Genomic DNA, 15,025 nt, shown 5'->3' with positions numbered 1-15,025 from the left:
CTTTACGATACATGGCGAGACGACAATCAAGTTCCGCCGCCACGAGTGGCGAACGTATATGATGGGATAACCGCATGAACAAAGAATACCAACCGGATTGGGATCAGCCTATGGACCGCAACCCGGAGCCAGCAATGTCGTCAAAGCCACAAGTCGCCAGCAACGGTGTGAAACAGATCGTCACGATCCGCCTGGATGTGGACATGCTCGAATGGTTCAAGGCCGCAGGTCCCGGCTATCAAACCCGTATCAACCAGGTGTTGCGTGAACATATGGACGCCCAGCGTACGTCGCAGGCGGAATAATCCGATCGCGTGGGCGTGGGCGCGACGCCATCGTCTTCAAGCATGGCACGTCGTCCCGTCGTGAGGTCAAGAGCGTCGTCCCCGCCTGCGCGGGGAGTTCTTTCTGCCGGTGGCAAAACGCACGTGCCTTGAAAACGGTGTCTGCAGCGTAGCGAACGGCTCAGGCGAACGTCAATCCCGCGAGCGGAAACCCTTTGAGGAATTCCGCCGCCTTCAGGCGCTTGCCGCCCGGCTTTTGCAATTCGTTCAGGCGCAGCGCGCCTTCTCCGCAAGCGACCACGATGCCGCCCGCGTCGGCTTGCAAGACCGCGCCCGCCGCGCCGCCACCTTCCACCGCTTCGGCGGACCAGAATTTCACCGCCACGCCATCGACCACGCCGTTCGCGCCGGGGAACGGATTGAAGGCGCGCACCTTGCGCGCCAATACCTCAGCCGGCAGGCTGAAATCGAGCTTCGCTTCTTCCTTGCCGATCTTGGCGGCGTAGGTCACGCCTTGGTCCGGTTGCGCCACGGCCTGCAGGCCGCCGGCCGCCATCTCGCGCAGCGCGTCGACGATCATGCGTCCGCCCAGCGCGGCCAGCTTGTCGTGCAGGCTGCCGGTGGTATCGAACGGTTCGATCGGCAGGCGCTCCATGGTCAGCATCGGCCCCGTATCCAGGCCTTCTTCCATCTCCATGATGGTCACGCCGGTCTCGGGGTCGCCCGATTCGATCGCGCGGTGGATCGGCGCGGCGCCGCGCCAGCGCGGCAGCAGCGAACCGTGGATGTTGATGCAGGGACGGATGTCGAGCGTGCTGCGCGGCAGGATCAGGCCATAGGCCGCGACCACCATCACGTCGTAGTCGATCGATTGCAATCGTTCGTGCGCGGCGCGGGCCTGGGCGGCGCGCTCGGGATCCTTGGCGTCCATGCGCAGCGACAGCGGCTGCGCCACCGGCATGCCGTGCGCCAGCGCGTACTGCTTGACGCTCGACGCCTGCAGCTGCATGCCGCGGCCGGCGGGACGGTCGGGCTGGGTCAGCACCAGCGGGATCTCGAAGCCGGCCTCGTGCAGGGCGCGCAGGGCGACGGCGGCGAACTCGGGCGTGCCGGCGAAAACGACCTTCATCGCGATCAATGGCGCGCGGCGCGCTGGGCGGCGTCGCGCTGCATGCCGCGTTCTTCCTTCTGCAGCTTGGCCTTGATGCGGTTGCGCTTGAGCGGCGACAGGTATTCGACGAAAACCTTGCCCATCAGGTGGTCCATCTCGTGCTGGATGCACACGGCCAACAGCCCGTCGGCATCGACTTCGAACGGCTTGCCGTCGACGTCGAGCGCGCGCACCTTGATCCGGGCCGGGCGCTCGACGCCGTCGTAGACGCCGGGCACCGACAGGCAGCCCTCGTCGTAGACCTGCTTTTCGTCGCTGGCCCAGGTGATCTCGGGATTGATGAAGACCATCAGCTGTTCTTGCGCTTCGGTCACGTCGATGGTGACCACGCGCTCGTGCACGTCCACCTGGGTGGCGGCCAGGCCGACGCCGGGGGCGTCATACATGGTTTCCGCCATGTCGGCCACCAGCTTGCGCAGGCGCTCGGTACCGAATTCGGTGACCGGCTTGGCGACCTTGTGCAGGCGCGGGTCGGGGTAGCGGAGGATGTCGAGAAGTGCCATATCGGATCGGATGTCGGTGGAGTTGTCTAGGTTGAACGGGTACTTGGCTTGCAGACAAGACAGGACGCAAACCCACCACACGCCCTGGCGCGCAGACCTCGGTTTGCTTGCTAGTTCAGGGATTTATGTGCAGAATTTGATTCTATACAGCAACCCTTCCGTGAGCGGGGAGCGGTACGTCGTGCCATATCTGGCTGTGGCTGGCCGATGACGAAGCGGCCTGTTCAGCATCATGACCTTGGATGCAGCTGCTATCTAGCGGCATCAAGATAATCTTACGCCGCATTAAACGGACGTCTTCAATGAAAAATTTTAGCACAGTCGTGGCCCGTGCTGCTGCGGCGGCGTTACTCGCATGCGCCGCCGGCGCCTCGGCCCAGACCCCGATGCCCGCCTTGTCCGCTACTGCCGCCTGCAGCTTCCGCCCGGACGCACCCGACAAGCACGTCGTGGTCAAGGGCGATACCTTGTGGGATATTTCTGGCTCCTTCTTGCGCAACCCCTGGTGCTGGCCCCAGGTCTGGGGCATGAACCGCGACGAAATCCGCAACCCGCACTGGATCTATCCGGGCCAGACCATCTGGTTCGACCGCGCGCGTGGCCGCCTGAGCCTGCAGCAGCCCGGCAGCGGCGGCGCCGGCGACGGCCGCGGTGCGCCTCCGTTGACCCGCCTGTCGCCGCAGGTGCGCAGCGAAGGCCTGGCGCGCGACGCCGTGCCGGCGATTCCCGCAGGCGCCATCGAACCCTATCTGACCCAGCCGCTGGTGGTCGAGGCCGACGAGCTGGCGGGCGCGCCGCGCATCGCCGCCTCGCAGGAGGGCCGCGTCTACCTGGGCGAAGGCGACCGCGTCTACGTGCACGGCGCGATCGGGGGCGAGAGCGTGTTCCAGGTATTCCGCCCCGGCGCCACGCTGACGGACCCGCAGACCGGCCTGGTAGTGGCGCACGAAGCCGCCTTCCTGGGCACCGTCAAGCTGGTCAAGCCGGCCGCGCCCGGCGTCGACGTGCATACCTTCCAGGTGGTCGATACCGTGCAGGAGATGGGCGTGGGCGACCTCCTGGTGCCGGCGCCGCCGACGCCGGTGCGCAACTACATGCCGCATGCGCCGCTGCAACCCATCGACGGCCGCGTCATGTCGATCTACGCGGGCGTGACCTACGCCGGGCAGAGCCAGGTCGTTACTGTCAACCGGGGCACGGTTGACGGACTCGATGTCGGCGCCGTGCTGCAGCTCTATCATCTCGGGAAGACTGTGGCCGATCCACGGAGCCGGGGCTTCCTGGGCCTGGGCCGGCAGCAGTTGAAACTGCCCGACGAGCAATACGGCAGCCTGTTCATCTTCCGCGTGTTCAAGAACGTTTCGTACGGCTTGGTCATGCAGGTGACGGCGCCGGTGCAGGTGGGCGACGTGGCCAAATCACCGGAGTAACCCAGGCCGTGCAAGACACGGAACCCCATCCCAATTCCGAGCGCACCACCCTGATCGCCGACTGGCTGCGCCTGGAACAGGCGGACGGGGTGGGCTGCCGCAGCGCGCATGCGCTGTTGGCCGCCTTCGGCTCGCCCGGCGCCATTTTCCGGGCCGGGCCGGCGGCGCTGGCGGCCCACGTGTCGGCCAGCCAGGCGCAAGCCTTGCGCACGCCGTTCACGCCCGCCTTGACGGCCCTGGTCGAGGCCACCCTGGCCTGGCTGGCCCGGCCCGGCCACCACCTGATCACCTTCCACGATCCCCTGTACCCGCCGGCGCTGGCCGAGATCGCCGATCCGCCGCTGCTGCTGTACGCCGCCGGCCGCATCGAGCTGCTGGCGCGGCCCCTGGTCGCCGTGGTCGGCAGCCGCAACGCCAGCGTGCAGGGCAAGCTCGACGCCGAATCTTTTGCCGCGGCCCTGTCCGGCGCCGGCCTGTGCGTGGTGTCGGGGCTGGCGCTGGGCATCGACACCGCCGCCCACGAGGGCGCGCTGCGCGGCCCTGGCGCCACCATCGCCGTGGTCGGCACCGGCCTCGACCGCGTCTACCCGGCGCGCAACCGGCTGCTCGCCCACCGCATCGCCGAACACGGTTGCCTGGTCAGCGAGTACGCGCTCGGCACGCCGCCGCTGGCCGCCAATTTCCCGCGCCGCAACCGCGTGATCAGCGGCCTGGCGGCCGGCGTGCTGGTGATCGAGGCCGCAGCCCAGTCCGGCTCGCTGATCACGGCTCAGATGGCGGCGGAGCAGGGCAGGGAGGTGTTCGCCTTGCCCGGCTCGATCCACTCCGCGCTGGCCAAGGGCTGCCACCGGCTGATCCGCGACGGCGCGCAACTGGTCGAGACGGTGGACGAGGTGCTGGCGGCGATGCGGGTGTCGCCGCTGGCGGCCGGCGGCCCGCAACAATACGCCGCGCCGCGCGAGACGGCGCCGCCGCCGGATGCCGGCCTGCTGGCCGCGCTGGGTTCCGATCCGGTGGCGCTCGACGATTTGCTGGGGCGGCTGGGTGTGACTCCGGGCGAACTCGGCGGGCGGTTGCTGGCGCTGGAACTGTCGGGCTTGATCGCTCAATTGCCGGGTGGAAGGGTGCAGCGCCTCTGGCGTTAGGCCTGCACCGAATCGCGCTGTTTTGGATGCATTCCGTAGATTGCATGTACTGCATCACGGCAGATATGCGAATGGTATGTTCTTGTTTTTAATGGTTTTTGGCAAACTGGTTGATCGAACAAGGCTTGGATACAACGTTTTTTCCACGAGGCAGCGCGACAGGCATGCTCTACTTGTGCCGCACGAAGTTTAGCTGCTACAGTAGCGTCACTATGTTCGACATCCTGGTCTATCTCTACGAGACGTACTACCGTCCCGACGCCTGCCCCGAGCCGGCAGCGCTGGCTCGCAAGCTGTCCGCCATCGGCTTCGACGACATCGAAATCTCGGAAGCGCTGGACTGGCTGACCGGGCTGACCGATGCGCCCCTGCCCGACACGATCGATGCCTCCACCGGCATGCGCTACTACGTGGACGAGGAATACATCGAGCTGGGCAGCGCCGCGATCGGCTTCATCGCCTTCCTCGAAAGCGCCAAGGTGCTCGGCCCCATCCAGCGCGAGATCGTGATCGAGCGGGCGCTGGCCTGCGACGAATCGCCCATCGCCTTGAGCAAGCTCAAGATCATCGTGCTGATGGTGCTCTGGAGCCAGGGCAAGGAACCGGACGCGCTGATGTTCGACGACCTGTTCAGCGACGATGACGAGCAGGAACCGCGTCTGCTGCATTGAACGGCGCACCGCGCCGCACCATCCATGAACGGGGCTGACGCCCCGTTTTGCATTTCTTGTGCCCCATTTTTGCGCAGCGAAGAGGCGGCATGCGGTGCGCATCGCACCGTCCTGCAGCACAAGGTGTACTTGCAGGGAGCGCGATAACGCGCTTATCATTGGCCGCTTCATCTTGACAGTTACCAATCAGACACTATGGTCGGTATTTCACCGGCCCGGTTGCGAGCATGTATGATGCGCAAGCCCACACTATATAGATAGCACGACGAGAATCACTATGACCAAATCCCTCATCATCGCCGAGAAACCGTCGGTCGCGAACGATATCGCGAAGACGCTGGGCGGCTTCACCAAGCACGATGAGTACTTCGAATCGGACGAATACGTCCTCTCGTCCGCCGTCGGCCACCTGCTCGAGATCGCGGTGCCCGAAGAACACGACGTCAAGCGCGGCAAGTGGAGCTTTACCCACCTGCCGATGATCCCGCCTTATTTCGCGCTGAACCCGATTGCCAAGACCGAATCGCGCCTCAAGGTGTTGAACAAGCTGATCAAGCGCAAGGACGTCACCACCCTGATCAACGCATGTGACGCGGGCCGCGAAGGAGAACTCATCTTCCGCCTGATCGCCCAGAACGCGAAAGCCAAGCAGCCGGTCAAGCGCCTGTGGCTGCAGTCGATGACGGCCAACGCGATCCGCGAAGGCTTCAATAACCTGCGCAGCGACGAAGAGATGCTGCCGCTGGCCGACGCCGCGCGCTGCCGTTCCGAAGCCGATTGGCTGATCGGCATCAACGGCACCCGCGCCATGACCGCCTTCAACTCGAAAGAGGGCGGCTTCTACCTGACGACGGTGGGCCGGGTGCAGACCCCGACCCTGTCGATCGTGGTCGAGCGCGAAGAGAAGATCAAGAAGTTCGTGCCGCGCGACTACTGGGAAGTGCGCGCCGAGTTCGTGTGCGCCGCCGGCGTCTACGAGGGGCGCTGGCTCGACCAGAAGTTCAAGAAGGACGAGAACGATCCCGAGAAGCGCGCCGAGCGCCTGTGGAGCAAAGCGGCCGCCGACTCGATCGCGGCCGCCTGCCGCGGCAAGCAGGGCAACGTCACCGAAGAAAGCAAGCCGACCACGTCGATGGCGCCGGGCCTGTTCGATTTGACGAGCCTGCAGCGCGAGGCCAACGGCCGCTTCGGCTTCTCGGCCAAGAACACGCTGGGCCTGGCCCAGGCGCTGTACGAGAAGCACAAGGTGCTGACCTACCCGCGTACCGATTCGCGCCACCTGCCCGAGGATTACATCGACACCGTCAAGTCGACCCTGGAAGCGCTGGCCGAGACCAATAACTACAACGGGTTCGCCAAGCAGATCAGCAAAAACGGCTGGGTCAAGCCGAACAAGCGCATCTTCGACAACACCAAGATCTCGGATCACTTCGCCATCATCCCGACCGGCGTGGTGCCCAAGAACCTCTCCGAGCCGGAACAGAAGCTGTACGACCTGGTCACGCGCCGCTTCCTGGCCGTGTTCTTCCCGGCTGCCGAGTTCCTGGTCACGACCCGCTTTACCGAAGTCTCGGGCCACCAGTTCAAGACCGAGGGCAAGGTCATGACCAACCCGGGCTGGATGGCCGTGTATGGCAAGGATCTAGGCGACGACAAGGACGGCGCCAACCTGGTGCCGGTGGCCAAGGGCGAGAAGGTGCTCACTGACAAGATCACGGCCAACGGCCTGGTCACCAAGCCGCCGGCGCGCTACAACGAAGCGACCTTGCTGTCGGCGATGGAAGGCGCGGGCAAGCTGGTCGACTCCGACGAGCTGCGCGATGCGATGGCCGGCAAGGGCCTGGGCACGCCGGCCACGCGCGCGGCCATCATCGAGGGCTTGTTGACCGAGAAATACCTGCTGCGCGAAGGGCGCGAGCTGATGCCGACCGCGAAAGCGTTCCAGCTGATGACCTTGCTGCGTGGCCTGGGCGTGAACGAACTCACGGCGCCCGAGCTGACCGGCGAATGGGAATTCAAGCTGTCGCAAATGGAGAAGGGCAAGATCTCGCGCGAAGAATTCATGCGTGAAATCCAGCAGATGACCCAGATCATCGTCAAGCGCGCCAAGGAATACGACAACGACACGATTCCGGGCGAGTACGCGACGCTGGTCAATCCCTGCCCGAACTGCGGCGGCGTGGTCAAGGAAAACTACCGCCGCTTCGCCTGCACCAAGTGCGACTTCTCGATGAGCAAGACGCCGGGCAGCCGCCAGTTCGAGATCGAGGAAGTCGAAGAACTGCTGAAGAACCGCACCATCGGTCCGCTGCAGGGCTTCCGCTCGAAGATGGGCCGTCCGTTCGCCGCCATCCTGCGCATCGTGCGCGATGAAGAGATCAAGAACTTCAAGCTCGAGTTCGACTTCGGCCAGGACGATGAAGGCGAAGAGGGCGAAGGCGTGGACTTCAGCGGCCAGACCCCGGTCGGGCCTTGCCCGAAATGCAACGGCGGGGTGTACGAAATGCCGCTCGCCTACGTGTGCGAGCACAGCGTGGCCAAGCCCAAGACCTGCGACTTCCGCAGCGGACGCATCATCCTGCAGCAGGAAATCGTGCCGGAACAGATGGCCAAGCTGTTGAACGAAGGCAAGACCGATCTGCTGCCGGGCTTCGTTTCGCAGCGTACCCGTCGGGCTTTCAAGGCCTTCCTGGTGCGCGGCAAGGACAACAAGATCAGCTTCGAGTTCGAAGAGCGCAAGGCCAAGCCGGGCGCGGCCGCCAAGGCCAAGGCGGGCAAGGCGGACGATGAGGCCGCGGCCGGCGCGGACGGCGCCGATGGCGCGGCGGCGCCGGTGAAGGCGGCGGCGCGCAAGGCGGCAGCCAAGCCGGCGGCCAAGAAGGCGCCGGCAAAAAAGGCGGCGGCAAAAAAGGCGCCGGCCAAGAAGGCGACCGCGGCCGCCGCGAAGAAGTGACAGGGCGAGGGCGGGCGCATCGCGCCCGGCCCGGACGTAAAAAAACCGCGGCTGGCCGCGGTTTTTTTATGCCGGCATCATCGATGCAGGCTGCTTAATCTTGCCATTCCTTCAGCGCGAGAATTGCGGCCTCGCCATTGCGGATCGCTTTTACGCGCCGCACCACTTCGTTGCGCCACGCTTCATCGGCGTCCTGGTCCGGTCCATCGATATCCTGTAGCAACAGCTGCATGACTTCCTGTTTCTCGGCCGGGCTCAGCAGCTTGAGTCGTTCGGCGATTTCCGTGACGGCAGTAGACATGGTGCTCTCTCCTAGTATTTTGACTCGATCATAGCGCGAGAACTATTGATTGTCGACAGACAGCATATTGTCATTCGGTTTGCGATCGATCAATTTGTTGTCAGGGTCGATGCCGGCGCGGCCCGGCGCGCCGTCGACCACCAGGGTCAGCTGCTGCGCGGACCGGGTCACTAGGCGCCGTTCACGCGCCAGGGGGTTGCCATTGCGATCATCCACGCCGAACTCGACGTAGTCGTTCAGCGGCAGCGGCCGCTCCTCGCCCTGTTCCGTCATCCTCAGCTTGCCGGCGTAGGCGTCGATCGTGACCTCGACTTTGCCGTCCGGGCGGCGGCGCGCGACGGCGCTGGCGGCGCGGTTCTCGTAGAACACGATCGATTCGAACAGGTCGTCGATCAGGTAGGCCTTGTCCTTCGGGGTCACCGCGCGCAAGGCGCCGACCAGGCTGGAAGCGGTCGGGTAGGGCGCGCCGCGGTAGGCGTATTGCCGCAGCAGGCCGCGCAGCACGCCACCCACGACGTCCTCGCCCAGCATGTCCTGCAGCAGGTACAGCGCCAGGCCGCCCTTGTGATGATGGATGTAGCGCTGGTTCTCGTTGTGGGCCAGCGGCAGTTCCTTCCCCTGTTCCTGGGCGCGGCCCATCAGGTAGGCTTCCAGGTCATGGCGCAGGAAGCGCCGCATCTTGTCCGCGCCGAAGGCGTGCTTCATCACCATCAGCGCCGTGTATTCGGACACGCTCTCGGTCAGCAGGGTGGCGCCGCGCGTATCGGCGCCGACCAGCTGCTGGCCCCACCACTGGCGCGCGGTCTCGCGGGCGCTGACGTAGAACGGGTAGTCGAGGTCCCTCGCCGAGCCGGGATCGACGCGTGCGTTGAAGGCGCCGCTTTCGGACAATGGGATCAGGCCCGGGAAAGACTGCGTGGTGCGGACGGTGCGCGGGATTTCGACGATGCGCAGCTCGCGCAGCGGATAGCGGCCGACATGGCGCGCGCCGTAGTCCAGCCCGGCCTGAGCGCCGCGGATGAGGCGCTCGACGTTGACGTCGTGCCCCGGCTGGTAGTAGACGTCGATCGTCACGTCCTGCCAGCGGTCGTGGCGCACTTCGTAGCGCGCCGACTGGAAGGCGTAGGCGTTCGGCATCAAGCGGTCCATCCTGTAGCGGAAGTGGCGCCGTCCGCCCTCGTTCCATTCGCGCACCAGGGTGCCGGGCGCGATCGCGACCTGGTCCGCGCTGGTGCTGACGGTGGCCTCGAAGCCGATCCAGTCGGCGTCGACGCCAAGGCGGTGGTTGGCGCGGCCGGCCGGGTCGTCGCGTGCCGGCATCGGCGCGCGCGCGGCCAGTCCGTGGCGGCGCCGGTCGCGCGCGTCGCGCAGTTCCACCGACGGCTGATAGCCGATGCGCGGCATGACGTCGTTGGTGAAGAAGGTGCCGTTGGCGACGACCGGCGTGTCGCTGCCCAGGCCCAGCAGGCCGCGCGGCGCGTAGTCGAGTTCGAAATCGAAGTCCAGGCGCGCGCCAGGCGCCAGCGGGGTGGCCAGGCGGTAGTGGTAGAAGCCGCGGTCGGCGTCGAGCGCGATCGCCGCCGCCGGCTGGCCGAAGCGCGGCGTCAAGCGCGCGCCGCGCTGCTGGTACAGCACCAGGTCGCGGATCGGCGCGCCGCTGCGGTTCTCGAGCCGGTAGCTGCCCTTGACGTGCAGGGCGCGCCGTGCGGGATCGATGGCGGCGTCGAGCCTGACGTCGGCGATGCGCGGCTGCGGCAGCCGCGCGTAGCCGTGGTAGCGCTTCTCGTACTCGGCGCGCAGCAGCTCGCTGCGCCAGGGCGTCAGGTAGCCGCCGCTCGACAGCTCCCAGGCCAGGAAAGCGCCGGCGCCTGCGAACACGGCGCCCCCGAGGCCGAAGCACGTCAGCACCTTTGGTGTCAGGTTGCGGCGCGCCAGGCGCAGGCGCTCGCGCCAGGCGTCGTCGACGCCGCGCGGCCACAGCGCGCGCGCCAGCGCCAGCAGCATCAGCGCCGCGCCACTCCAGTACAGCAGATAGAAGCGCTCGCGCAGCAGGTGGTGGCCAAAGCCGTTCATCGGCGAATACGCCAGGTCGCGCCAGGCCCCGTACAGCAGCAGCGGATGGTCCTGGCCGGCGCCGTTCAAGAGCAGCGCCGCCACCAGCCAGGCGATCATGAAAAAGTTGGCCAGGTACTTGTGGTTGACGGCGACCTGCACCGCGATCGCCAGCACCGCGATCAGCGCGTAGTTCGGCAGCAGGATGGTAAACAGCGTGTGCAGGTAAAGCCCCGGTTCGAGCTGGAAGTAGCCCTTGAACAGCTGGATCAGCATGCAGGTGACCATGGCCAGCAGCAGCAGCAGCGCCTGCAGGCCGACCAGGGCCAGGGTCTTGCCGGCCAGCGGCAGCCAGCTCGGCACCGGCAGCGCGTCGAACATCTGGGCCACGCGCGTCTCGCGTTCGCGCCAGACCAGTTCACCGGCATAGAAGATCGTGATGGCCAGCATGAACATGCCGAAGACCGCGCGGATCAGCATCAGCATGATGTAGGTGACCGGATAGTTGACGGCGCCGTAGTTGGCGTCGAGGTCGATCCCGCCGGCGACCAGGGCCAGCACGCCGCCGGTGGCGAGCGCCGCGAAATAGGCGTTGCGGGTCATCTCGCGCAGTTCGCCCCGCGCCGACTTGAACAGCAGCAGCGCCAGGCTGCGCGCTGCGAAATCGGGTTGCGCGGTGGTGTCGCGCGCGGCCTGCGACAGTTCGACCGGTGTCTCGGCCTGGCCGCGGCCGCGCGTGCGCGCCGGCACGTCGGCCTCGCCGATGAACTGGAAGCGCCAGTAGCCGAGCAGCAGCACCAGCAGTGCGAAGCCGCACCACAGCAGGCGGTTGAGCAGGTACACGCCGTGCAGGCCGACCGGATTGAGGTTGCGCTCGGCCAGCGGCCAGTACTCGGTCAGCAAGAGCAGGGCGGTGGTGCCGAACGGGTCGATCAGGGCGGCCAGGGTCTTGAAGTCGAGGTCGCGCGCCAGCGACGGCGCGACGGTGTAGCCGATGGTCATGACCACGGCGGCCACGTAGACCGGCAGCATGCGCCGGGTGAGCGCGGCGAGCACGAAGAAGATCGCGCCGAAGATGAACAGGTTGGGCAGCAGCGTGAACAGGTAGGGCTTGATCCAGGCCGAAGGCAGGGACCCGCCCAGGCGGTCGGGCGTGATGCCGGGAATGAAGGTGCCGAGCCACAGCCCGATCAGGATGCCGGAAAAGATCACCGCCAGGGTCGCAAACGCGCCCAGGAAGCGGCCGAACACGTAGTCGGCCTTGGTGAGCGGCGCGCTGAAGAAGAAGTGGTGCATCTCGTGCTCGAAGTCCTGCTGCACCGCGCGGCCCATCACCGCCGCCGCGACCACCGTGCCCAGGCTGCCGAGCAGCGCCGTCGCGATCGCGATCTGGCGCGGGGCGTCGATCAGGACCCGGCTGCCGAAGGTGACGATCAGGTCGCGGAAGGCGCCCCCCGACGCGGCCATCCAGGCCATGGCGAGCGCCACGAAGACGGCGAAATAGACCCAGGTCGAGAGCCGCCGCAGGCGCTGGCCCGCTTCGAAGCGGGCGATGACGAACAGGGCGCGCACGGTCAGCAGTTCCCGGCGGCCGGGTTGTGGCGGCCGGCGATGGTGGCGAAATAGACGTCTTCCAGGCTGGCGCGCGCCGGCTCGAAGCCGTCGCCCGGATCGTCCTCGGAATATACATGGATCAGGGTGCGGCCGCTGAGCAGGCGGGTCGAGATCACGCTGTAGCGCGACTGGAAAGCGGGCAGCTCGGCCTTGGTGACGAAACGGGCCCAGATGAAGTCTTCGATCCCGTAGATCAGCTCTTGCGGCTCGCCGCACAGCAGCACCTGGCCCTTGTTGATGATCGCCATATTGGCGCACAGGTCGGCCACGTCGGACACGATGTGGGTCGACAGCAGCACGGTGCGGTCTTCGCCGATGTCCGACAGCAGGTTGTGGAAGCGCACCCGTTCCTGCGGATCGAGGCCGGCGGTGGGTTCGTCGACGATGATCAGGCGCGGGTCACCCAGCAGGGCCTGGGCAATGCCGAAGCGCTGGCGCATGCCGCCCGAGAAGGTGCCCAGGCGCTGGTCGCGCACGTCCCACAGATTCGTCTGCTGCAACAGGCCGTCGACCACTTCGCGCCGCCGCGCCCGGTGCGACAGGCCTTTCAGCTGTGCAAAATGGTCCAGCAGCTCGTGAGCGCTCACTTTGGGGTAGACGCCGAAATCCTGGGGCAGGTAGCCCAGCATGCGGCGCACCGCGTCCTTCTCGTCGAGGACATCGATATCGTCCAGGAACACTGAACCGGAGTCGCACTCCTGCAGGGTCGCCAGGATCCGCATCAGGGTCGATTTGCCCGCGCCGTTCGGACCGAGCAGCCCGAACATCCCGGCCGGGATGTTGAGCGTGACTCGGTCCAGCGCGACCACGCCGTTGGCGTAAGTCTTGGACAAATTGCGGATTTTCAATTGCATGACAACTCCTGGCTGCTGCCCCGCGCAGCTTTACGCAAGGCCAAACACTTTTTCACACTGGCATTGTATTCAATCGGCACGGGCGCAGCGGGCGCGGTGCGACACACGGTCCAAACTGGCACCCAGACTGCATTATCCGGTGACAGGGCGCATGATGGTTTTCTATCGATAAATTTCTTGCAATAAAGGATGGCGTGCGAGGCCGGGGCAAAGCGTGGATAATGGCTGCATGGACTCCCTCACCCAAGAACAGCTCTTGGTCCTGATGCGCGAAGGGCGCAGCCGGGCCGAATCCACCGACTGGTTCCGCGTCGCGCTGGGCCTGGTCTACCTGGCCGGCCTGATGACCAAGGAGGCGATCGACTTCAAGGCGGTCGACCGCGAGTTCAACCGCTTCATTTACCATACGCTGGGCAAGGGCCACACCATCACCAGCGTGCTGCAGTTCATGAGCGGCGCGAAGGTGATGCCGACGGTGGAGTCGGCGCGCTTCCTGGACGCCTTCGAGCGCCATTGCCCGGGCGTGCCGCTGGTGTCGGTGCCGTTCCTGCTGGAATTGAACCTGGGCGTGGCCAAGAACATCTCGGGACTGGAGCCCGAAGGCCCGCTGGCCGGGTGGATCGCGCGCAACAAGCAGGAACGGGGCGAAGCGCGGGAGGGTGTGGCGGCGGAGGCGGGCTCTGGGCCGGATGCCGAAGGCATATAATGAACGCTTCAGCGACCAGAACATCGAGCACACCATGATTTCGAACCGTTTCATCAGCCCCCTGGACCAACTGATCGTCGGCGTCGACAAGGCCTTGCGCGTCGTCGGCGGCGTAGCGGCGATGTCGCGCCCCAACCCGGGCGCGCACGCCATCGACGGCGAATTGAGCGAAGCCGAGCGGCGCCACAGCGCGGGCCTGATGCGGGTGAACCACGTGGGCGAGGTCTGCGCGCAGGCGCTCTACGATTCGCAGGCCAGCTTCGCCCATACGCAAACGGTGCGCACGCAGTTCGAGCACGCCGCGCGCGAGGAAGAAGACCACCTGGCGTGGTGCGCAGAGCGCCTGACCGAGCTCGGGTCGCAGCCGAGCGTATTGAATCCGCTGTGGTATGCGGGCGCCTACGTGATGGGCAGCGTGGCCGCCCGGATCGGCGACCCGGTCAGCCTGGGCTTCGTGGTCGAGACCGAACGCCAGGTCGAGGCGCACCTGAACAGTCACCTCGAGCTGTTGCCGGTGCAGGACGCCAGGTCGCGCGCCATCGTCGACCAGATGCGCATCGACGAGATCGCGCACGCCAACGCGGCGCAGTCGGCGGGCGCGGCCTCGCTGCCCTTGCCGGTCAAGGTGGCGATGCGGGCGATGGCCAAGGTGATGACGACGACCGCTTACCGGATCTGATTCGATCCGCCGACATGTGGCCTGCGGCGCCGGCGTTCGGCCCGCGCCACATGAACGTCGTTCCCGCGGAGGCGGGAACCCAATTATCCAACCGACCGTCCACCTCGAACGTCAGTGGCAGCGCTTAGGCTCTGAGGACTTGGATTCCCGCCTTCGCGGGAATGACGTGCGGAGGCCGACAATGATGTTTGGGCCGACAATCGCGCGAGCCGTATCAAATCTCGACGATCTCGAACGAATGCGTGATCTCGGCCGTCTTGGCCAGCATGATCGACGCCGAGCAGTATTTTTCGTGCGACAGCTTGACCGCGCGTTCCACCGTCGCCGGCTTCAGGTTGCGGCCGCTGACCGTGAAGTGGAAGTTAATCTTCGTAAACACCTTGGGATCAAGGTCGGCGCGTTCGGCTTGCAGCGTCACGTCGCAGCCGCGCACGTCCTCGCGGCTGCGCTTGAGGATCAGGACCACGTCGTAGGCGGTGCAGCCGCCGGTGCCCGCCAGGACCATTTCCATCGGGCGCGGCGCCAGGTTATGGCCGCCGCCGTCCGGCGCGCCGTCCATGACCACCATGTGGCCGCTGCCGGTCTCGGCCCGGAAACTCATGCCCGACGGGCCGTTCCAGCTGACTTTCACTTCCATTGCGATTCTCCGTATTGCTGATGCG

General features: G+C 66.0%; 13 protein-coding genes. 7 read left to right on the top strand and 6 right to left on the bottom strand.

Annotation, left to right across the window (positions count from 1 at the left end; translation table 11 throughout):
* Nucleotides 1-74 precede the first annotated feature (74 nt).
* Entirely contained in the window at nt 75-305 is a 231-nt protein-coding gene (locus tag ACZ9AQ_RS16260) for a BrnA antitoxin family protein (RefSeq protein WP_429204602.1), read from the top strand.
* A gap of 160 nt (nt 306-465) precedes the next feature.
* Here ACZ9AQ_RS16260 and fmt read toward each other — a convergent pair whose 3' ends face one another.
* Together fmt and def are read right to left on the bottom strand one after the other, a co-directional pair.
* Complete coding sequence (gene fmt / locus ACZ9AQ_RS16255; protein WP_429204600.1) at nt 466-1,413, bottom strand: methionyl-tRNA formyltransferase; 948 nt, start codon at nt 1,411-1,413, stop codon at nt 466-468.
* A 5-nt stretch (nt 1,414-1,418) separates the two neighbouring features.
* Entirely contained in the window at nt 1,419-1,958 is a 540-nt protein-coding gene (def, locus tag ACZ9AQ_RS16250) for a peptide deformylase (RefSeq protein ID WP_429204599.1), read from the bottom strand.
* 302 nt (nt 1,959-2,260) lie between these two features.
* Here def and ACZ9AQ_RS16245 point away from each other — a divergent pair, with 302 nt between their 5' ends.
* From ACZ9AQ_RS16245 to ACZ9AQ_RS16230, 4 genes are all read left to right on the top strand, one after another.
* A complete protein-coding gene (locus ACZ9AQ_RS16245; protein ID WP_429204597.1) occupies nt 2,261-3,388 on the top strand; it encodes a LysM peptidoglycan-binding domain-containing protein in 1,128 nt (375 codons plus the stop codon).
* Between the two features lie 8 nt (nt 3,389-3,396).
* Nucleotides 3,397-4,533, top strand: coding sequence for a DNA-processing protein DprA (gene dprA / locus ACZ9AQ_RS16240; RefSeq protein ID WP_429204596.1), 1,137 nt, complete (start codon nt 3,397-3,399; stop codon nt 4,531-4,533).
* Between the two features lie 212 nt (nt 4,534-4,745).
* Nucleotides 4,746-5,204: a Smg family protein gene (locus ACZ9AQ_RS16235; RefSeq protein ID WP_429204595.1), complete on the top strand. Its 459-nt coding sequence runs from the start codon at nt 4,746-4,748 to the stop codon at nt 5,202-5,204.
* Nucleotides 5,205-5,481: 277 nt separating this feature from the next.
* Nucleotides 5,482-8,157, top strand: coding sequence for a DNA topoisomerase III (locus ACZ9AQ_RS16230; RefSeq protein ID WP_429204593.1), 2,676 nt, complete (start codon nt 5,482-5,484; stop codon nt 8,155-8,157).
* A 94-nt stretch (nt 8,158-8,251) separates the two neighbouring features.
* On the opposite strand, the gene ACZ9AQ_RS16225 is transcribed toward ACZ9AQ_RS16230, so the two are convergent.
* The 3 genes from ACZ9AQ_RS16225 to ACZ9AQ_RS16215 are packed head-to-tail and all read right to left on the bottom strand — an operon-like array spanning nt 8,252 to nt 12,978.
* Nucleotides 8,252-8,458, bottom strand: coding sequence for an addiction module protein (locus ACZ9AQ_RS16225; protein WP_429204591.1), 207 nt, complete (start codon nt 8,456-8,458; stop codon nt 8,252-8,254).
* A gap of 42 nt (nt 8,459-8,500) precedes the next feature.
* Nucleotides 8,501-12,082, bottom strand: coding sequence for a hypothetical protein (locus ACZ9AQ_RS16220; RefSeq protein ID WP_429204589.1), 3,582 nt, complete (start codon nt 12,080-12,082; stop codon nt 8,501-8,503).
* Between the two features lie 2 nt (nt 12,083-12,084).
* Nucleotides 12,085-12,978, bottom strand: a complete 894-nt coding sequence (locus ACZ9AQ_RS16215) for an ABC transporter ATP-binding protein (protein ID WP_429204588.1) — start codon at nt 12,976-12,978, stop codon at nt 12,085-12,087.
* 229 nt (nt 12,979-13,207) lie between these two features.
* Here ACZ9AQ_RS16215 and ACZ9AQ_RS16210 point away from each other — a divergent pair, with 229 nt between their 5' ends.
* Nucleotides 13,208-13,684 (top strand): hypothetical protein, encoded by a 477-nt coding sequence (locus ACZ9AQ_RS16210; RefSeq protein ID WP_429204586.1) that lies wholly within the window; start codon nt 13,208-13,210, stop codon nt 13,682-13,684.
* A 34-nt stretch (nt 13,685-13,718) separates the two neighbouring features.
* The gene (gene coq7, locus ACZ9AQ_RS16205) at nt 13,719-14,363 is read left to right on the top strand and encodes a 2-polyprenyl-3-methyl-6-methoxy-1,4-benzoquinone monooxygenase (protein WP_429204585.1); all 645 of its coding nucleotides are present in this window, start codon (nt 13,719-13,721) and stop codon (nt 14,361-14,363) included.
* A gap of 214 nt (nt 14,364-14,577) precedes the next feature.
* On the opposite strand, the gene ACZ9AQ_RS16200 is transcribed toward coq7, so the two are convergent.
* Nucleotides 14,578-15,000, bottom strand: coding sequence for an OsmC family protein (locus ACZ9AQ_RS16200; RefSeq protein ID WP_429204583.1), 423 nt, complete (start codon nt 14,998-15,000; stop codon nt 14,578-14,580).
* Nucleotides 15,001-15,025: the final 25 nt, after the last annotated feature.

The organism is Massilia sp. UYP34 (assembly GCF_056279385.1).
The sequence above is the reverse complement of the archived record's forward strand: the minus strand, read 5'-3'. Positions and strand labels throughout refer to the sequence as shown.